17 protein-coding genes and 1 pseudogene are annotated in these 19,160 nt (G+C 68.3%); 10 read left to right on the forward strand and 8 right to left on the reverse strand.

What is annotated here, in order from left to right:
* Positions 1-858 precede the first annotated feature (858 nt).
* The 3 genes from OG514_RS32370 (at position 859) to OG514_RS32380 (ending at position 4,571) form a co-directional block, all read left to right on the forward strand.
* Complete coding sequence (locus OG514_RS32370; protein WP_266902327.1) at positions 859-1,239, forward strand: hypothetical protein; 381 nt, start codon at positions 859-861, stop codon at positions 1,237-1,239.
* 1,129 nt (positions 1,240-2,368) lie between these two features.
* Complete coding sequence (locus OG514_RS32375; protein ID WP_266901038.1) at positions 2,369-3,592, forward strand: FG-GAP-like repeat-containing protein; 1,224 nt, start codon at positions 2,369-2,371, stop codon at positions 3,590-3,592.
* A gap of 268 nt (positions 3,593-3,860) precedes the next feature.
* Positions 3,861-4,571, forward strand: coding sequence for a hypothetical protein (locus OG514_RS32380; RefSeq protein ID WP_266901039.1), 711 nt, complete (start codon positions 3,861-3,863; stop codon positions 4,569-4,571).
* A gap of 252 nt (positions 4,572-4,823) precedes the next feature.
* Here OG514_RS32380 and OG514_RS32385 read toward each other — a convergent pair whose 3' ends face one another.
* Together OG514_RS32385 and OG514_RS39515 are read right to left on the reverse strand one after the other, a co-directional pair.
* The gene (locus OG514_RS32385; protein WP_266901040.1) at positions 4,824-5,321 is read right to left on the reverse strand and encodes a hypothetical protein; all 498 of its coding nucleotides are present in this window, start codon (positions 5,319-5,321) and stop codon (positions 4,824-4,826) included.
* 298 nt (positions 5,322-5,619) lie between these two features.
* The gene (locus OG514_RS39515; protein WP_353962717.1) at positions 5,620-5,805 is read right to left on the reverse strand and encodes a DUF6087 family protein; all 186 of its coding nucleotides are present in this window, start codon (positions 5,803-5,805) and stop codon (positions 5,620-5,622) included.
* Positions 5,806-5,919: 114 nt separating this feature from the next.
* Between OG514_RS39515 and OG514_RS32390 the strand changes: the two genes are divergently transcribed.
* From OG514_RS32390 to OG514_RS32400, 3 genes are all read left to right on the forward strand, one after another.
* On the forward strand, positions 5,920-9,480 hold the full coding sequence (locus OG514_RS32390; protein WP_266901041.1) for a serine protease: 3,561 nt from the start codon (positions 5,920-5,922) through the stop codon (positions 9,478-9,480).
* Between the two features lie 52 nt (positions 9,481-9,532).
* Complete coding sequence (locus OG514_RS32395; RefSeq protein ID WP_266901042.1) at positions 9,533-9,865, forward strand: CU044_2847 family protein; 333 nt, start codon at positions 9,533-9,535, stop codon at positions 9,863-9,865.
* A gap of 353 nt (positions 9,866-10,218) precedes the next feature.
* Positions 10,219-10,650: a hypothetical protein gene (locus OG514_RS32400; RefSeq protein ID WP_266901043.1), complete on the forward strand. Its 432-nt coding sequence runs from the start codon at positions 10,219-10,221 to the stop codon at positions 10,648-10,650.
* 701 nt (positions 10,651-11,351) lie between these two features.
* Here OG514_RS32400 and OG514_RS32405 read toward each other — a convergent pair.
* Positions 11,352-12,117 (reverse strand): annotated as a pseudogene (locus tag OG514_RS32405) (IS5 family transposase); the annotation flags it as partial.
* Between the two features lie 279 nt (positions 12,118-12,396).
* Here OG514_RS32405 and OG514_RS32410 point away from each other — a divergent pair.
* Positions 12,397-12,798: an SMI1/KNR4 family protein gene (locus OG514_RS32410; protein ID WP_266901044.1), complete on the forward strand. Its 402-nt coding sequence runs from the start codon at positions 12,397-12,399 to the stop codon at positions 12,796-12,798.
* Positions 12,799-13,006: 208 nt separating this feature from the next.
* Here OG514_RS32410 and OG514_RS32415 read toward each other — a convergent pair whose 3' ends face one another.
* From OG514_RS32415 to OG514_RS32430, 4 genes are all read right to left on the reverse strand, one after another.
* Entirely contained in the window at positions 13,007-13,267 is a 261-nt protein-coding gene (locus OG514_RS32415) for a hypothetical protein (protein WP_266901045.1), read from the reverse strand.
* Positions 13,264-13,650: a DUF6247 family protein gene (locus tag OG514_RS32420; RefSeq protein WP_323181668.1), complete on the reverse strand. Its 387-nt coding sequence runs from the start codon at positions 13,648-13,650 to the stop codon at positions 13,264-13,266. Before OG514_RS32420 ends, OG514_RS32415 begins: the two co-directional genes overlap by 4 nt.
* 184 nt (positions 13,651-13,834) lie before the next feature.
* A complete protein-coding gene (locus tag OG514_RS32425) occupies positions 13,835-14,440 on the reverse strand; it encodes a dihydrofolate reductase family protein (protein ID WP_266901046.1) in 606 nt (201 codons plus the stop codon).
* 271 nt (positions 14,441-14,711) lie between these two features.
* A complete protein-coding gene (locus tag OG514_RS32430; protein ID WP_266901047.1) occupies positions 14,712-15,698 on the reverse strand; it encodes a hypothetical protein in 987 nt (328 codons plus the stop codon).
* Positions 15,699-16,157: 459 nt separating this feature from the next.
* Here OG514_RS32430 and OG514_RS32435 point away from each other — a divergent pair, with 459 nt between their 5' ends.
* Positions 16,158-16,517, forward strand: coding sequence for a transposase (locus OG514_RS32435; RefSeq protein WP_266901048.1), 360 nt, complete (start codon positions 16,158-16,160; stop codon positions 16,515-16,517).
* Positions 16,471-16,992 (forward strand): IS5 family transposase, encoded by a 522-nt coding sequence (locus tag OG514_RS32440; protein ID WP_266901049.1) that lies wholly within the window; start codon positions 16,471-16,473, stop codon positions 16,990-16,992. Before OG514_RS32435 ends, OG514_RS32440 begins: the two co-directional genes overlap by 47 nt.
* Here OG514_RS32440 and OG514_RS32445 read toward each other — a convergent pair.
* Positions 16,962-17,726, reverse strand: coding sequence for a bifunctional 2-polyprenyl-6-hydroxyphenol methylase/3-demethylubiquinol 3-O-methyltransferase UbiG (locus tag OG514_RS32445; protein WP_266901050.1), 765 nt, complete (start codon positions 17,724-17,726; stop codon positions 16,962-16,964). The genes OG514_RS32440 and OG514_RS32445 overlap by 31 nt on opposite strands.
* Before the next feature lie 83 nt (positions 17,727-17,809).
* On the opposite strand from OG514_RS32445, the gene OG514_RS32450 reads away from it, so the two are divergent.
* Positions 17,810-18,775 (forward strand): hypothetical protein, encoded by a 966-nt coding sequence (locus OG514_RS32450; RefSeq protein WP_266901051.1) that lies wholly within the window; start codon positions 17,810-17,812, stop codon positions 18,773-18,775.
* Positions 18,776-19,160 lie beyond the last annotated feature (385 nt).

Raw genomic sequence — 19,160 nt, forward strand, 5'->3', positions numbered from 1 at the left:
AAACGCAGCGGTTCGCTGCGCTCACCGCCCTCCCGCTTCGCGGAGGGCCTCCGCTGCGCTCCGGGGCCTGAAAGGGGGCCGGCCCGCTGCGCGGTCCGGGTTGAAAGGTGAAGGGGTTCGCTGCGCTCACCCCCGCCCTGGCGCAGCCGGGTGGTCCCCTCCGCTGCGCTCCGGGACCCGAAGGGAGCCGGCCCGCTGCGCGGTCCGGGGTGCAGGGTGAAGCGGTTCGCTGCGCTCACTGCATCTCCCGCTTCGCGGGGGTGGCCCCCTGCGCTGCGCTCCGGGGGCCTGAGGGGCCTGGAAGGAGGCCGGCCTTGTTGTACGGCCCTGATGGGGAGGCTCACTGCGCGAACCAGGGCACTGTATCCAGGGCGGGACGCTGCGCTTACCCGCCTCATGCTCCACGCGCAAATCCCATCCCCCGAGTTCCGTGCTGAACACCAGACGCCACTACATGAAGCGAAGAGAACCCCAGGGGTACTGCGCCTCCGGCCCACACACAGTCAGAGACCCCCTCCACCGTGCCTCAAAAACCCCAACAGAGACCCGGAACACGTCAACTGCCGGCAGGTCAACTGCCGGGCGGCAGTACTACGACCCTCCAGAGAAGGCCCCCACCACACCCCAGCCACCCACAAACCCCACCACCCCAAAAACGACAAGGCAAGGGGGGCTAGTGACGGACCATCGGAACGAAAGAGGGAAGCTGGTGACAGGTCGTCAGAACAAAGAGACACGGGTACCGGAACCCGCTGCCCAGACAGAAGAAGCAAACCCGGGAGTGACCCCTGAGGTGATCCCGGGGGTGATCCCACGACTCACACCACGATGTGCTTCAAAACGAACAGAAGATAACCTATGGAGGAGTCCACACCCACCTCACCCCACCCCACACCTACCCGACACCGGCGGGCCGACGAGCGGGCCGTCGCCGCCGTCCGTGAGGCACTGCGCCGCAGACGCGGGCGTTCCAAGGGCACCGTCAACGGCCTGCTCCCACTGAACACCCAGATCCTTCAGAACCGGCACGGCACAGACATCGTGCCCGAGGTCATCACGGCGAAGGCCAAGCACCGTACTCCCGCGCCGGCCAAGGACGAGGAGACAGCGGCGACCGCGCCGGTCGTCAACCCAATGGCCGCCCTGGAGAAGTCCGACGCTTCCGCCCGTCGTCACGGAATGCGACGTGCAGCACCACACGCCGACGATCCCACCGTCGGTGTCACCCTCACCCACTGACCAATTCCAACCGCAGGCCCACCGGCCGTACCGGGCCACCAGGAGCTCGGTGACAGGGTCCAGCGAGCGTCGACGGTGCTCGTCAGCAGCTTCGGGGGTAGGCAGCAGGGGCACGACAAGAACAGTCAACGTACTCGCCGCACCCTCGTCCAGCTCGGCCGAATGCCGTAGCGGATCCACTTCCGCCCAGGTCAGGGTGTGTGCCCACAGCTCAGTCATGACGCCACTCTGCCGTGCGCGGCCGGTCGAACTCCAACCCAATACCGAGCAGGCGCCTCAGGTCACCGGGGAACGATCTCCGGCCACACGGGACGCTGTCTTCATCCGCCTCCGTCATGCCTGGTGAGCGGCACGTGTGAACAGCTCTCCGCACAGCCAGCACTGCCCCACAGCTGTTGCTTCTCAGAGCTCATGCGATGCGGCTCTGGCCTGCACAGACGCCGTTACCAGGGAAGAACGTCAACAACAGGCAAAGGAAGCGAGATAACCCAGGAACTCGACCCGGTCCTAAGGGGCTTCGACGCCGGTTTCTAGGGCGACGACCTGTAGAAGTCGCGAGGACGTCGCGAGGGACGCTGCCCCACGCCGATGCATCACGGTCCCGGCCGAAGGGGTGGGGCGGCCCGACGGTACTGCCCCCGGGGTGTGCCCCTGGGCGCCGGACCTCACCCGCGCACGCCATATCGGCGCGGGCTGCGGCCGACCCTACAAGATCGGCGCGGCACCAGGGTCGGCCGGACCACCGCCGAGACGCCGCCGGGTGGGCCTGGGCTCCAGCGGTGTGGCAGCGGCCTGTTCGGCGGTCCAGTCACCAGCGGCGGCGCGTTCGGCGGCGGTCCGGGCGCGCGGGTCACGTGCAGCCGGCTCGGGGATCTCAAGGCCTGGACCGAGGGCGGCCCGCCGGCGTGCGGTACTCACCGCCCCTGTCTCCCCCTCGCCCGGTCTATTCGGGCTTCCCCGGCTCACAGCGGTGAAGTCGGGGGGCACCCGACGCTCTGTGCATCGCCTCGGACAGCTCCACCGGGCCGCAGCACGCGTCCCTGCCTGCCGTGATCGTCGCATGGCAAGGTACGGTGCCCGCGTGGCGCGTCGAGATATCTCTCCGCGCCACGTCAGGGAGGGATCAATTTTGCGCACATCCATACTCCAGCGCCTGGCCACGGTGGCCACGACGCTGGGGCTCACCGCTGCAGGTCTGCTGGGGGCGGGCGTATCGCCCGCGCAGGCCGCGACCAGCGACTGCCCGTCGGGCTACTTCTGCGCCTGGAAGACCGGCGACGCCACTGGCTCGATGTACAAGACGAATTCAACCGCGCTGTCGCTCGGCACCTGGAACGGTACGTTCCGGTCGGTCAATAACCGCACGTCCAAGTGGGCCTGCCTGTTCAGCGGCACGAACTACGGTACCTCCGGCGGCTTCATGGCGCTCGCGCCTGGCTTCAAGGAGACCGGCTGGTTCAACGGCTTCGGCGGATCGGTACGAATGGTCCCGACCGAGGACGACTGCTACCCGAGATCGACGCCGACCTGGACCTCGACCGAGACTGGCGGGTCCGGGTTCAGCGATTTCAACGGCAACTGGAGCCCAGACGTCCTCGTCCGCGACAAGCAGGGACAGCTCTGGTTCCTGCCCGGAGGCAGAACCGTCGACCTCCTCGGTACGGGCGGCTGGAACGCCTTCAACGCTCTCGTGCGTCACGGTGACTTCAGCCAGGACGGCCAGGAGGACGTGATCGCGCGCGAGGCGTCCACGGGCAAACTCTGGCTCTACCCTGGACAGAATTCGGGCATGAGCACGGTCGCCTTCGGCACTCGCAAGCTCATCGGCACCGGTGGCTGGAACGTCATGGGCCAGCTCGTCGGCGCCGGTGACCTGAACGGCGACACCCGCTCCGACCTGGTCGCCGTCGAGAAGTCCACGGGCAAGCTCTGGCTCTATCCGGGCACAACTGCCGGCACCCTCGGCTCTCGCAAGCTCCTGGGCAACGGCGGCTGGAACGGGATGAACGCCCTGACCGGCGTCGGGGACATGAGCAACGACGGCCACCCCGACCTGGTCGCGCGCGAGGCGTCCACGGGCAAACTCTGGTTCTACCCTGGCAAGGCCGGCACCTACGGTTCCCGCGTGCTCATCGGCGGCGGCTGGAGCTCCATGGCCTCGCTCCTTGCGGTCGGCGACTACACCGGGGATGGCTACAACGACCTGGCTGCGATCACCGGGGTCGGCACCTCCGCCACCCTGTGCCCCGCAGGAGACGGCTGCCTGCTCATCTACCCGGGCACGGGAACAGGCAAGCTCGGGCCCGCCGCTCGGAAGGCCAACGACTGGTGGGACGTGAACGGGGCCTTCTGACCGACACGGACCCCAGAGACCCCTTTCCGACCCGCACGACTGCCGCATAGTCCGACCTGCGGAAACCATTGAAGCGGGCCCTCCTCTGAGGGCCCGCTTCTGCTGCGTAAGGCCTGCCGGGAGGCGGGCCGGGTCAACGCCCCATGGGCGCGGCCGATGAGGGGCCGCGACCACGCGCGGGCGGAGGGCTGGATCGAGGAGGGTGTCGTTGGGCCGCGCCCGTCACCCAGCACCAGTAGGCCGCCAGCAAGACCGGAGAGAGGTACTGATGAACGACACCGCACTTACGCTGCTGCCCGCCGAGGAACACTTCCTCAGCGACCTCTTCGACCTCGATGAGCCGCTGTTCATGTGGCTCGAAGGGACCACCAGCGACGCCCGAGCCGGGGCGGACGACGTATACCGGCTGCCCACCGACCTGGACGGCGTGGCCGTCCGAGCCGCCTGGAACAGCGTCTACCACGCCCTGCCCAAGGGCCTGGTAGACGAGCGGTACGCCCAGCGCACCGGGAAGGAGGTCGCCGGGGGCAAACGGGTCTACAGCCCCGACGGGTACGAGCACACGCCGCTGTACGGGGCGTCCATCAGGCAGTCCGACGTCGAGATCCTGGCGGCGCTCCTTGGCCACTTCCGCCGGGCCCTGGAGATGGAGCCGGGGTACACCGACCTGTGCAGTCTGCTCTACGACGCCGGCGAGTGGTACGGCGATGAGAGCAGAGACCGGGTCCCGGAGAGCCCCGAGCAGGTCGTCAACCGACTCTCCCGCGCCCTCACGGTTCTCCAGATGGACGACGAGGACACGCGCGCCCTGCTACCTGCCGTCACCACGGCCGGGTCCGACGGGCGGATCCAGCTCACCTTCGAGCAGGAGCAGGCCGCGCGGCGCTACTTCGAGCGCGTCATCACCGTCGTCACCGAGGGGAAGGGCCGACTGGAGCGTGAGCTCGCCCGGTTCGTCGAGTTCGGCGGCCGCGGCTGATCTCTCCTTCTTCGCCTTTCCCTCCGGGGCCGGGACCTCAGCCCGCACCCGAAGCCCAGGCCCCGGTGCCGTCCGGCGCGAACGGCAGGTACCACCCCACGACCTGACCGCGCCGGTCGGTGCCGGGGGGAGCGGGGGTCCGGGGGGCGGCGAAGCCCCCCGCGACCACCGGCCTCAGCCTCAGATACGCCCCATCGAGCCGACGGCAGCCCCGCAACGGCAGCACCTTCACACCGGTTCGACAAGGCGCCTTCACGACGGGAGGCGCACGGCGAACGCAACGACCAGGTTCTCCATGACCGTCTGAAAGCGGATCAGGTCGTCGGCCCACCCGGGGACCGCCAGGTACTGAACGGTGCTGATAGCGATCCCGGCCTCACCAGCGGCTCCATGCGGAGCGAGACCGCCTACCCGGGCCCACTGGTCCCACATCACGTCGGACATCAGGCGATGCATGAGCTCCGGGTCCTCCACGGCCCGCGTCCACAGCAGAACCAGCGTGCCGGAGGCTTTCGTGCAGGCGTGCACGGCCGCGCACAGCCGTCGGTCGTCGGCTTCCTCGACCACCCGCATCAGCCCGCGAAGACCGTGTGCCATCGGTGACTGTGCCATCAGGTCGACGCCGGCGAGTTCGGTCTCTCGGTGGGCGGCCCTGATGCCGTCGATGATCTCCTTGCCCTCGGGCCAGGTAGCTCCCCACGACTCCATAAGGCCCTCGAACCCCACATCAGTCGTTCCACCGACCAGCATGCGAGCCCCGGGTTCAGTCAGTGCTCGGTGGAAGAGGTTCGGCACAGAGCGGCTCGGCCGTCGGCAGTAGCGCTGACGTGGCAGGAACGCTCATCAGCCACGGCAGCACTCACGCGAGGGCAAAGCGACCCCGTGGCGCCAGATCGATCTCGACTGGCTCCGTGTCGAACGGGCCGCTGGAGGCACCTGCCGCGAGCTCGCCGAGGAGACCGGCTTCTCGCTCGGAATGATCAGTTACCTGGGCCGACGACATGACCTGCCCGGTGGCCGACCCGCCTGGAAGGGTTGACCTGCCGCGTCACGCGGCGGGGTCGTCGTCGAGCGTCAGCTCAGCAACCCAGTCCTTGGCCGCGACAAGGTTCGGTGCGGTGCCGACCACCTGGTACGTGAAGTCGTCCCACTCCTCCAGGACCCGTGGCTCGTCGGCCCGGAGGTGGACCGCGTCGCACCCCGCGCAACGGTTGGTGACGGGGGAGATGCCCAGTGAAAACGATCTCTTCGATTCGCGTCCGAAAGGGTTCCGCTATACAGCCCCGGGCGCGGGGTGCCAGCCGGTACCGTTGAGGCAGAAGTAAACACACGGGGGTCTGATATGCGCATGCCTCTTGAGGCTGGGCTGGTCCGGATCTGGGACGGCGACGAGCCCGTCGGGGCCGGCTTCCTCGCCGGCCCCCGGCACTTGGTATCGGCCGCGCACGTGGTGGCCGGAGTTCTCGGGATATCCGCCGATGAGCCCCCGCCCGAGGGGGCCTCGGTCAGTCTTGACTTCCCGCTGCTCGCTCCCGGCAGACGGCAGCTCGCCGACATCGTCGCCTGGCGGCCTCCCATGCCGGAGCAGGGGATGGACGTCGTCGGGCTGCGGTTGCGGGAGCCACCGCCAGCGGACGCCCGGCCGCTCGTCCTGAGCCGGCGTCACGGGGAGTTGGACGGCTCGCTGGTCATGGTGGGCTTTCCCCGCGGTCTGGAGCTGGGCACCTGGGTGCACGGGCGCCAGGGCGGTCCCGTCGCCACGGGCTGGGTGGAGATCGAGAGTGACCCGGCACGGCAGGCCATGCTGGCCCCCGGCTTCTCCGGAGCCCCCGTATGGAGCACCGACGCGGACGCCGCTGTGGGCATGGTTGGCTACCGGGTTACCGGCGCCGGCACGAAGATCGGCTACATGCTCCCGGTGGACATGCTGCTGGAGGCGTGGCCCGAGCTGGCCGAGGTGATCGAGCGGCGCGTCCCGTACCGGGCGCTGCGCCCCTTCACCGAGCAGGACGCCGATCTTTACTACGGGCGCGAGGAGTTGGCCGGTCAGGTCGCCGACCGCATCCGCTCCGGAGCGCCGCTGATCAGCGTCATCGGCGGATCGGGCATCGGGAAGTCCTCGCTGTGGCACGCAGGCGTGGTGCCCCGGTTGCGCGCCACCGACTCCTCGGGCGCCGTCCGGCTCACCCTGGCGTTACGCCCGTCCGACGCCGCCACCCCGCTGACTGCACTGGCCTTCGCGCTCGACCGGCTGATGCGCCCCGACCTCACGGCGGCGGCCCGGCTGGAGTCGGTCGCCGCGACTGAGGTCTGGCTGGCGGGCGGACAGCTGCCCGACATCGTGGCGGCTATGCTGGAGCAGCACCATGCGGACCAACTGGTCGTGTGTGTGGACCAGTTCGAGGAAGTCTTCGCGGCGTCGGACAACGACCGCTCCGCATTCGTCCGCGCTCTGCTTCCCTGCCTGTCCGCCGGGTCCCGACTGTGTGTGCTGGTGAACCTGCGCGACACCTTCCTGGGGACGGCGCTGGCCGATCGCGCCGCCGCTGACCTCGCCCGGATGTGGCTGCCGGTCACTGTGGGCGAGATGACCGAGGCCGAACTGCGCCGGGTCATGACCGGGCCGCTGGAAAGCGTCGGCACGGTCGCTTTCGCTGACGGGCTGGTCGAACGCATCCTGGACGACCTGAAGCACACCCCTAACCCCCTGCCCCTGCTCGAATTCACTCTCGCCGAACTGTGGCAGCGCCGGAGAGCGGGCCTGCTGACCCATGCGGCGTACGAGGAACTGGGCGGCATCTCAGAGGCCCTTGCCCGCTACGCGGACCGGATCTGGGCTGGCATCGACCCGGCGACCCGGGAAGTCGCCGACCGGCTCCTCATCCAGCTGGTTCGGCCTCTGCCCGACGGCGACCTCGCCGTACGCCGCACCGCGTTGCGCGACGAGTGCGACGATAACCAGTGGACTGTCGGTCAACGCCTCGCCACTTCACGGCTGCTTGTGATGCACCGGATCGGCGGCGACCCGAGCAGCGCCTCGGGCATCGAGCTGGCGCACGACTCGCTCCTGCTGCACTGGCGTCATCTGCGTGAACTCTGCGACGAGCACCGCGCGTTCCGCCTCTGGCAGGACACCCTCAGACAGCGCATGGCCACCTGGTCCCAGCAGGGCCACCCGGGCAGGCGGCTGCTCGCCGGTGCCGAGCTGAGGGACGCCCGCCGGTGGGGGCGCACTCATGAGGCCCATCTCTCGGCCCAGGAGCACCAATACATCCTGGCTGGCCGGGTGCGCCGCTGGCGGGTGAACGGCACGGCCTCCGTCGCCCTGGTCCTCGCGCTGGTGGCCGGGACGCTGACCTACCAGCACCGCAGCGAGCAGGTGGCGCAGTCCCTCGCGGGGACTCTGCGCGCCAAGGCCGAAGAGCTGGCCCCCTACGACTCCTACGCCGCGATGCAACTAGGCCTACGCTCTTACCGTACGCACCCGGGCAGCGGTCTGCCGGACGTCTTCGACGGGCTGGGTCCCGTCGACCGGATAGTGCCGAACCTCGGTGCGACGACCACGGCACCACGCGACGAATCCCCGACGCCGACGCCGACCGCGCAGAAGCCTCCCCCGTTGTCGTACGCCAACCAGATGGCACTCCAGGATCTGACCCACCTGGTGGCGGCTGGCGGCCAGACCCTGGTCACGCTCGCTTCGAAGGGCCAGATCGTCCCGTGGCGGGACACCGGGCGCGGGCTGGTGGCTGAGCCCCTGGACGGGGTGCTGGTGGAGAACGACCTGGCCAACGAGGCGGTGATCAGCCGCGACGGACGGTACATCGCGTTCCCGGACCAGCCCTTCCCGGACCTGGATGGGAAGCGGAGCGTCCCTGGCTCCTGCCCTGTACCGGACCCCATGAGCACCACCATCAAGATCTGCCTGGTTGTCTACGACACGGTCGAACGCCGGGTCGTCTTCGGCAAGGAGTTCGACCCACTGCCCAAGGTCGGCCGGGTCTCCATGAGCATCGATCCGAACAACCGGGTACTCGGGCTGGTGCTGCCGGACAGCATGATGCCCACGACCGCAGCGGGCCAGCGCAACACGCTGTACCTCCTCGACCTGAAGACCGGCATGCTCCTCCGCAAGGCCGTCTTGCCGTGGCGGAGCACCGTGTTCGACTTTTGGCTGGGCCCGGACGGCGAGTCCGCGATCCTCGGCGAAGGCGAGGCAGACGAGTCCTCGATCCGTACCGACATCACCCTGACCCGGGTGAGCGTGGCCCCCGACCGGATCACCCGCACCCCGCTGGCCGATCCCACCCGGACACAGAGCTTCATCACGAGCCTGGACGGCCGGACCGTCGCCGCGGTGCTCAAGGGCGCGTCCGGCGCCCCAGCCGAGCTGAGGGCCTGGAACATCGCCACCGGCGCGCAGACGGGGTACGTTCCGCGCCTCGACCCCGCGGAGGCGGACGGGACGCTCGCCCTCAACTCCACCGGGACCGCCGCCTGGTTCTCCCTCCTCCCCGATTTCGACGCCATCAACGACAACGCCGACATCGCCGACTTTGCCGCCGAGGCCGGGAGCCGCGTGTCCATCCGGTCGCTTGCCACGGGAAAGCGCGTCGGCCGCTCCTCCTATCCGGGGGCCTGGCCGACGCTGATGCCGCTGGGTGACTCCCCAGACGGCCCGGTCCTGCTCGTCGACGGCACGGCGCTGGGCGTCGTGTCGGCAGCCTCCGACGGGCGAAGCCCCCTCCAGCGGGTGGCGGACGCGGCCGAGGCCGGCCCACGCGAAGCCATCAGGAAGCCACCCAGCATCGACCGCGTGTGCGCGCTGCTGGGCCCCCAGGCCAACGATTCGCGCAACATCAAGAATGCGGTCCCCTCCGGGGCGTACAACAGGTCCCTGTGCCCCTGACCCGGGAGCACATCCTACGAAGCATGCACATTACTCATGGATGAGGTGTCACATGGCTGAGATCGCTCGCTGGTCGCTGGACAACGGCGGAGAGGTGCTGGTAGAGATCGCGGAGGACGGCCCTGAGATCAGCCCGGTGTCCCGCTCCCGGGATGTGGTCCGGTCCGCAGCGACCTCGCTCGGGTCCGCACTGAGCAGTGTGCGGGACGCCTCGTCCACCATCCTCGGCCAGTTCCGCGATGCGCCCGTGTGCCCGGACAAGATCGAGGTGGAGTTCGGGGTGCGCCTGAGCACCGAAGCCGGTGCCGTCATCGCCAAATCCAGCCTCGACGGCCACTTGACGGTCAAGCTCAGCTGGGAGGGCGGACGAGCCGCCCAGGAATGAGCCTCCCGGTACCGGCAGGTCGCGCACCGCACTTCCCAGCCTCCGCCGAGGACCTTGCCGAGAGCCCCGCCGAGACCCGCAGCAGAGGGCGCAAGGTTCCGGGTTCACCGTTCAGGTATGGAGAAACCGGAACTATGGGGCGAGACACGGTCATCGTGCCCCGCCCAGACGAGCCCGCGTCTCCCACCGGCCCGTGCGAGTAACGGCAGCCCCCGGCCGGACACAGCCACCGTCGAGAGCGCGCTCACACCGGCCGGACCATGACCACCACCGCCTTAGCGTTACCCGCTGATGTTCCCCGAGGCCGATCGCACCCCTTGCCCAAGCGATACATCCCCGACTGCACTGCCCCTATGAATCGACGATTGGCTCCAGCCCTGTTCCTGCTGCCGATGCTCCTCACAAGCTGCGGTGAGGGAGGAGAGAAGGCAACCGGGCCTTGTGCCGAGGGTGAGGCCCGACCGGACTTCAAGGGCGTCATGACCGCCACGAGCCGGGGCAAGGACACTATGCAGGTGCAGATCCAGATCAAGAACCCAACCTCGGTGACCTGTGAATACGAGTTCAAATTCGTGTACACCGACCTGCATGGTCAGCAGCAGACACTGACCCAGGAGATGGGCTCGAAGGGCCCGGAGACCTGGTCCTCTGTCGCTCCGGGTGAGCGCCGCTCCCACGACGTCCCCGACGTTCCGCGGAGGAACGCGGAGAGCTGGAAAGACGAGGCCGGCAACATCTCCTCCGATCACCTCATTGAATTCGTGAGGAAGCCCGCGAAGGAGTGACCACCTTCCGTGTCGGCCCCGGCGATGTTCCCAGGCGTACCAAGCGGCCGAGAGCGCCTGTCTGCTCGCGGACGTGGTGAGCGCCGGCGGCTGGAGCACGGTGGCTGCCGACGACGCCCTGACCGCGATCGAGACCCTGACCGGGGCGCTCGGCGGCATCGGGCCGGAGCTTGCGGAGGTCCTCGCCGCGGTGACGGCCGCGACCGCCACCGCCCGCCGGCGCCTGGGCCTGCCCGCCCTGCGCCGGAGCCTGCTGCTGCAGGGAAGCCCTCCCCTTGTACCGGACGCAGGCCCGGCGCCGCGGACTTGGCCTCGGGTTCCAGGGCATCCGCTGAGCCGCCACCGTCGTTCTCACAGCATGAGCGCCCCCACGAAGCCGGACGGCTTCTCCACCCTGCAGTACGCGGCCGACGCGATCGTCGGCGAGATCCTGCGCCGCCGGATCGATGCCGCTGCCGCCCACCGCCAGGACAGGCGACAAGTTCTGCAAGCCACCGGTACGCGGACTTCTGGTCCCCGAGGATGGGGCAGGCGTCCCTACCCGCGAGTGGCAGGGACTGAGGCCGAAGGGGAGAGAGCATGGGCGGAGGGCACCTGATCTCCGACGACGAGACCCGCCAGGTCGCGGAGGGTTTCCTCACGGCTTCCCCGTGGTTGGGAGATGCCGAGTGGGAGAGGGTTGTGATCGCTCCGGACGCCGAATACTGCTTGAGGCGGTTGAAGCAGCGTTCGACGACGTTGCGCTTCTTGTAGAGCTGCTTGTCGAAGGCGCACGGTCTGCCTCCGTCGCGGCCTCTGCGGGTTCGGTCGGCCCGCTGGTCGCGGCGTTCGGGGATGGTGTGGCCGATCCCGCGTTTGCGCAGGTAGGCGCGCATTTTGCGGGAGCTGTAGCCCTTGTCGCCCAAGACGTGGTCCGGGCGGGTTCGGGGTCGTCCGGGCCCGGCTCTGTGGACCCGGATGGTGTCCATGACGTCCTCGAAGCGGGTGCAGTCGGCGGCGTTGCCGCCGGTGAGGACGAAGCCGAGCGGCCGGCCGCGACCGTCGCAGGCGAGGTGGATTTTCGTGGTCAGTCCGCCTCGGGATCGTCCGAGGGCGTGATCACATATTTCCCCCCCGACTCCGCCCCCTTTTTCGGGCGCCGGCGGCATGCTGGTCTGCCCGCGCGACCGTGGAGTCGACCGACACCAGCCAGTCGATGTCGCCGGAGGCGTCCTTCTCCGCCTGGACCGCGGCCAGCATCCGTGTGAACGTCCCGTCCAGCGCCCACCTGCGAAAACGCGTGTACAGAGTCCTCCAGGACCCGTACCGCTCCGGCACATCACGCCACGCCGACCCCGTCCGCAGCTTCCACACGATCCCGTTCAGCACCCGCCGGTCGTCCAGCCGCGGCCGCCCCGAAGACGACCGCGGCAACAGCCCGGACAGCGCTTCCCACTCCACATCCGTCAGCTCATGACGACGCACCATACCGACATGATCCCCCATCAGAACCATTTGAAGACACCCCCTAGGGGCGGGCGTGAACGCGCCCAGCTGGGGCAGGTCCGCGACCACCGTCGTCCACGAAAGACTGGGGCGCCGTCGTCCACACTGGAGCTCCGGCCCCGTCGAGGGCCGCGTCAACCACATCAAGATGATCAAACGCCAGATGCTCGGACGTGCCAAGCTCCCCTTACCCCGCAAACGTGTCCTCCTCACCGCGGCACAAGTCGGCCACCGTCCCCCTGCCCTTGATAGAACTGCTTCATGAGTTCGAACGATGACCAGATCGTGCAGGTTGAGCACCACTTCGGAGTCCGCTTTCCCCAGGACTACCGGGACTTCCTGGGCACTACCGGGAGTCTGAGCCAGTTCGTTCCCCCCGCTGACGACTTCCTGGTGATCGACGCGCTGGACGAGCTCATCGGCATCAACGACGCCGGTGAATTCCAGAAGCGCTTCCCCGGCGCCGTCGTCATCGGCGGAGACGGAAGCCGCGAGCTACTAGCCTACGACTTCCGCCAAGACATCCCGCCTCTGGTGACACTCGACGTCTCCGCGGAAGACTGGTCATCCGCCATCCACCAGGCAACGTCCCTCTCCGCCCTGCTAGAGAATTTCCCCCGAACCGGATGGAAATGGGACGACGTCGATCCCCCGCTCTGCTGACCACTGCCCTCACGGAATGTGTGCCAGAACCCCTAGAGATGAACGAAGCCACACCGCGTGATCGTCGACGCCGGACTGGTCGACGGGATGGATCTCCACCGCGGTGCCGCGGCCCCGGTTGTGGGGCGCGCCTGGACGGAGCCGGTCAGGTTCGGCGGCGCGCTGCTGGTGGGTGCCGTACCCCTGTGTGCTCTGGGCTGGCTGGGGGCTATCCGAGCCAGACGATGCTCAGGACCGACAGGCGGTGGGTGAGGCGGTTGACCGTGTAGACGACGGAGAGCTGTCCGACGGATGCTGCGCGAACGTCCTCGCCCTCCGGATCGCCGGGGTTCCACTGCGGCCAGCCCCACGGGGAGCGGACCGCGATGTCCAGCAGGTCACGGACCATCTCCCGGGCAGGGTCGGGGAGCGCGGTGAGCGACTTGGCGGCCTGGGGGGACAGGCGTGCCGCCCACGGCTGTTCGGTCACAGGCGGCCACCGAGGACGTCGTCAAGGTCCACGAAGTCGGAGTCGTCTTGTCCTGAGTCCATGAAGGCGTCGATGTCCGGAGCGACGGCGACGCGCAGCTGCCAGGTGCGTACGACCTCGTGCAGCGGGGTGAGGCTGAAGGTGTGACGGGCGTCTTCCAGCGCTTTGGCCCAATCCCGCTCGAACGCCGGGACCCACAGCTCTGCCCGGCGGTCCGCGCGCAACTGGGCACGCAGTTCGGCCGGCGCGCCCGGCGCGGGCGGGGGCGCGGGAGCGTGTGGCATTGGGGGTGCGTGGTCGGGCTGGGCACTCATCGGCTGTTCCTCCCGGCGGCGGGTCGTACCGCAACGGTACGCGCGTCGGGTCGCCGTGGATGCGGGCATGGGCCAGATCCTTCTACCGGGCCGGCGTTGCAAGCGAGAGGCCTGGCGTGCCGGAGCGATAGCAGGTTCTGCCTGTTCCAGGCGGTTGCCGCATAGTTGAGCAGTCCGGTCGCCGTCCTCTCCGCCTGGGTCGGGTCGCTGGTGTGACTGAGCGCCTCGATCCAGACCGGCGGACGGGGTGACGTCACGCAGGGACGCCGAGCGGCGGGTGGTCGAGCACGCGGGGCTTGTACTCGACCAGCTGGATGCGGCCGTCGAAGGTGCGGTGCTCGATCATCTCGAGGGCAACGTCCGGATAGCCGTCGTAGATGCGTTCCTCGCCCGTGGCCCCGGTGATCACTGGGAACATCACGACCCGGAAGCGGTCGACGAGTCCGGCTCGTAGCAGGGACCGGCTCAGGCTGAGGCTGCCGATCGTGCTGAGGGGCCCCGAGCCACTCGACTTCATGGCGCGGACCGCCTCGACAGCGTCGTCGCGGACGAGCGTGGAGTTGGCCCACGGCAGCGGCGCTTCGAGCGAGGAGGAGAACACCACCTTGGACGCTTGTGTGAGCTCGTCGACGGACGCCTCTTCCTCGGGCCTGAACTCGTCCTGGCCGTCCGGGACCTCGCCCGCGGCGAAGCCCGACATCAGGCGGTAGGTGTTCGCTCCCATCAGATAGGTGACCTCGGGCTGATCGCCGAGCCACGCCAGGTACTCCGGGCCCTCAAGGCCCCAGAACCCGGGCCATCCCTGTCCCGATGCACAGCCGTCGAGGGAGGTGATGAAGTCGACGAGAAGCTCCGACATGGCAATGTCCTTTCCTGGCGTGTCACCAGCTTGGACCGACCCGGAGCAACAAACTCATCGGCCGCGCCGTGGAGCAACGAGGAAACGGCCCGGGTGAGGTCTGAGGAACATCCGTGTCAGATCGTGCGCTCAGCGTTCTCTGGGTTGATTGGCGCTTTGACCGCCCAGAGCCGCGCCCCGATCCCAGCAAGCTCAGGCTGGGAGTGCAGGTCTACGCCGACAAGTTCGGGGTGGGCGGGGCGGTCGAAGCGGCCCCGCCCACCCCTGAGGGTCAACCAGTGGCGACGATCTCGTTCACGATCCCCGCGCCAAGTTCTTCGGTCATGGCGGTGTGGCCCTCACTGCGGCTGGCGCACGTGAAGGCGTCGAGTGCGCTGTCGTCCGGGGTAATCGGCCGGTAGAGCGCCTTCGGGTCGTTGATGTCACCGGCGCCGACGGCGCTGATGCTGGGAATGAAGCAGGACGTGGTGATGACGTCTGGGTCCACGGTGTTGCCGAGAAGGCCCATGAGGGCCGCGGCCAGGCCGAAGCTGCCGGTGTCGCCCGCGGGGGACGGCACGGTGAACAGGCCTCCGGGAGCACCGTCGATGTCGGGCAGCCCGCTGGTGTGGACCGATACCGGTTCTCCGCCGGTCTTCTGCAGGCGGGCGACTACCTGGTCACCCTGCGCCTGGGTCTTGAGCCACGTGTCGTGCAGCGTGTCACCGTCGCACCTCACCGCGGTTGCGTCGGCCTTGATGCCGTTGCCGGTACCGGTGTCCACGCAGTTGGCGACACCGACCTTGCGCGGGCTCCGCGGCCATCCCCCGACCTCGTCGAGCGCCCTGAGGAACGCGGTCCGCTCCGATGCCTGCTCCGGGGTGGCGTCGGCCTTCTCGATGTGCCACCGCGCCATCTGCTTCGCTGCGGGGCTGTTGAGCAGCCCGGAGAACTGGCGCAGGACGGGGCCGATGCCCGGGGTGTCTCCCCAGTTGTCCGTCGCGAAGTGCGTGAAGGCCTGAATGGCGATGGGGAACCATGGGCCCTGGTGAGGGGTGTCGTAGGAGAAGTAGAGGGACGTCTCGTGGTCGGGGAGGCCGGGGTCTTGCTCCATCTTCGCCAGGGCGTAGCGGGTGAGCCGTCCGCCCATGCTGAATCCGCCCACGGCCAGCTTCGCCCGGCCCACCCGCTCGTCGATGGTCCGGCGGATGCATTCGATGACGGTTTCCGCGTTGTCCGTGATCGAGGCCGTCCGGTCGGTGTAGCCGAGGATGATCACGTCCCGGCCTGCCGCGTGGAGCTCGGAGATGAAGCGGTAGTCGCCGTTCTCCTCCAGGCCGTGCCAGAGCTGGTCGAGGTCGCTCGACCCGTTCGAGAAGCCGTCGGAGAGGATGACCGGGCGGACGAGCTACCGACGGTTCAGCGGGCTGTAGTAGACCCAGGCCGTTCCGCCGGAGAGGGGCCATTCGTCATGCGGTTCCGGAGCGGGGGAAACGAGGAGCGGGCTCCGGGGGAGACCGGACCCCAGACGTCAACGACGGGTGCGGACATGATCAGTCGACTCCTTGCACAGTTCACGGGTTCACCGAATGGCCGGTCGATCACGCCGTCATTGCGAGATCACGACCATCCAGCACCTTGTCGTCAGCTCTCCTTGCAACCGTTGGGCATGTCATTCAAGATGTCCAGGTGGCCTTAGAGGTCGTTTCTTATGGTGCGATCATTCGCTGGTCCGTGCATGGCGGATCTCGTTGAGCGGTTGGTGCCGGACGAGTTGTGGGTGCTGTTCAGGCGGGTGGTGCCACCGACGGTGGTGATACGTCCGCAGGGCGGTGGCCGGCGCCGGGCGGGTGACCGTGAGGCTCTGGCTGCGATCGTCTTCGTGGCGACCTCGGGCTGCACGTGGCGGCAGCTGCCACCGGTGTTCGGCCCGAGCTGGCAGACGGTCTATCGCAGGTTTGCCCAGTGGAGCCGGGACCGGGTCTGGGCGAAGCTCTACCGCGTGATCCTCGACGAACTCGGGGCGCGAGGTGAGCTGGACTGGTCGCGGTGTGCGATCGACTCGGTCAGTCTGCGGGCGGCAAAAGGGGGCCGCTGACGGGACCGAATCCGACCGATCGCGGCAAGCTGGGATCGAAGATCCACCTGATCTGCGACCGGAACGGTTGGGTATCTCCGGCGCGAACATGCACGACAGTCAGGGCCTGGAGCCGCTTGTGCGGGGCATCCCGCCCATCCGCTCCCGCCGCGGGCCCCGGCGCCGAAAGCCGGCGAAACTGCACGCCGATAAGGGCTACGACTACGATCACCTGCGCCGATGGCTGCGTCAGCGGGGCATCCACCACCGCATTGCGCGCAAGGGCGTCGAGTCCTCGCAGCGGCTGGGCAGACATCGCTGGGTGGTCGAGCGAACCGTGTCCTGGCTGGCCGGCTGCCGCCGGTTGCACCGCCGCTATGAGCGCAAGGCCGAACACTTCCTCGCCTTCGTCGGCATAGCCGCAACCTTCATCGGCTACCGCCGTCTGAAGCGATCAAGTGCCTGTCACGAGCGGGAGAACACCGCCACGTCGTAGCGTTCGAGGACTGGTCGGGGCTTGCCCGACGTCTGGCTCCGGGCCGCGGCCTCCATACGGACAAGGCCCCGGTGGAACTCCTCATCGGTGAGATGGGTGAACTTCGACTGAGGCCGGACGACCAGCCGGGCCCAGTACTGCTCCAGGTTCGCCGCGACCGGCTGGGCGAAGGAGATGACCTCCTCCAGGTCGAACCCGGCAGAGACGAAGTCGGCGACCACTTCCTCTTCGCCCGGGAAACGCAGCTCGTCGATCGCCCGGAGCCGCGGCCAGTAGTCGTACACCAGCGCGTCCAGCCGTTCGCGGAACGTGGTGCGGACGACCACTTTCCCGCCGACGCGCAGCACGCGGGCCAGTTCCCGGGCCGCACGCGCGCGGTCGGGGATGTGGTGGATCACGCGGGACATCAAAGCCAGGTCGAAGAAGCCCTCAGCAGCGGGTACAGCCTCCGCCTCTCCCGGCAGATACCGCACCGCGGGATGCGGATGATGCCGACGTGCCTCGACGAGCATCGCCTCGGACGCATCGATGGCCACCACCTCGCTTCCCTCGATCCAGCGGGCCATCGCGGCCGAAAAGACGCCCGTTCCCGATCCGATCTCGACGATGGACGGCGATGACCGCCGCACATAGGAAGCGATCAGCTCGACCCAGGCCCGCAGCGAAGCTTCGGGCATCTCGTTGCCACGCTCATAGGCGCCGGCCAGTCGCTCATCGTCATAGACACGGCTCATGAGACCGATCCTCACCCAGGGATCACACCCAGACAAGAACGCCTCCGCCCACCACAAACACCAAAAGAAACGACGTCTTAGAGGTGATCGTCGGAGTAGTGGGCCTGCTCGGAGGCGCTGCCATCACCGCGTTCGGGACCGCGCCTGTACAACGCTCCAGCCGGCGGTCGGCCGAGCGGAGTAGGTCTCTGGACAGGCAGGCGCAGACCAGGGGGCAGGCGCTGGAATCAACGGCGGCCGCACGCACGGCTTCCAGGTCCTGCGCACTCTTTCTGGGACATGTCATCCAAGATCTGGAGGCCGACCGGCCGATCGATATCAGCCTCTTCGACACCACGCTTCGCGAACTGCTGGCCGAAGTGAACACCGCCTTCTTCCGGATGGCCGCCACCGAAGCCGAACTCGTCGACACCCGGCCCCTGGCAAGTGCCCGTACGTCCCTCACAGAGACCAGCACGGTGATCAGGAAGGTGCTCCTTCAGAAGGAAGCGGGCCGGTCGCTCGACAAGTCTCCGGCAGAACTCGCTGACCTCGTGGATAGAGCAGCAGCGGACCTCAACCTGCTGATGCACACGCAGGCAGTCCATCTCCGAGGCGCCGCCACGCCCGAGGTATTCGGCGGGGGCTACGGCTACCCCGGTGCGTCAGCCTCTCCAGTACCTCGCGCATACCCGTATCCGGATCCTGCGGCGCTTGAAGGCACTGGGACGCCCCGCGTGTACCCCCAGCTGCCGATGCCGCAGTCTTCGGCATACGAAGACATCGCGATGCCCCGCGTGTACCCCGCGCCGCCGACGCCACGTCCTGCGGCATCCGAAGACACGGAGGCGACCAGCCCGCACCCTGAGCTGCCTCCGGGTGCGTCAAACCCCTTCTGGTTCGCGGTGCCCACGCAACGCCGGCTCAGCGTGAACATCGGTCCGCCCGTAATTCTTGAACCTGGTACCTGGTACCTCGCTGTGTCTCAGCGGGGGGACACCCTGGACGTCCAGATCCAGGACGGCACTCGTGGAATCCTCTACGACACCAGTGGAATTCAGCGAGCCTGACTGACCCATCGGGGAGCGTTCTCAGTGTGCGTCGGCGACCGTCGCCTGGGTCAAGGCGGGCTGGACACCGTACGTCTGTCCACTCCAGAAGGACGCCTTGATTTCATCAAGCGTCGTTGGGCTTGCCGCGTAGGTTCCGGCCGACGTAGGCGCGGACGTTGCAGTAGCCGTCCGGGTAGCCCTGCGCCTTGATCTCCTCCCACAGTGTCCAGGCGTTGAGAACTCCTTCAGTCAGAGGATGGAGGGTCGGAGCGTTTGATGGCCCGGCCGACGAGCACGGCGAGCGGGATCACGACTGCGAAGTAGACCGCACAGATCACTGCTGCCGTAGTACTGAAGGACACCAGGAGGACAAGCCCTCCAAGGACGAGGGCCACGGTGAGGG

The organism is Streptomyces sp. NBC_00572 (genome assembly GCF_026341815.1).
Taxonomy (GTDB): Bacteria; Actinomycetota; Actinomycetes; order Streptomycetales; family Streptomycetaceae; genus Streptomyces.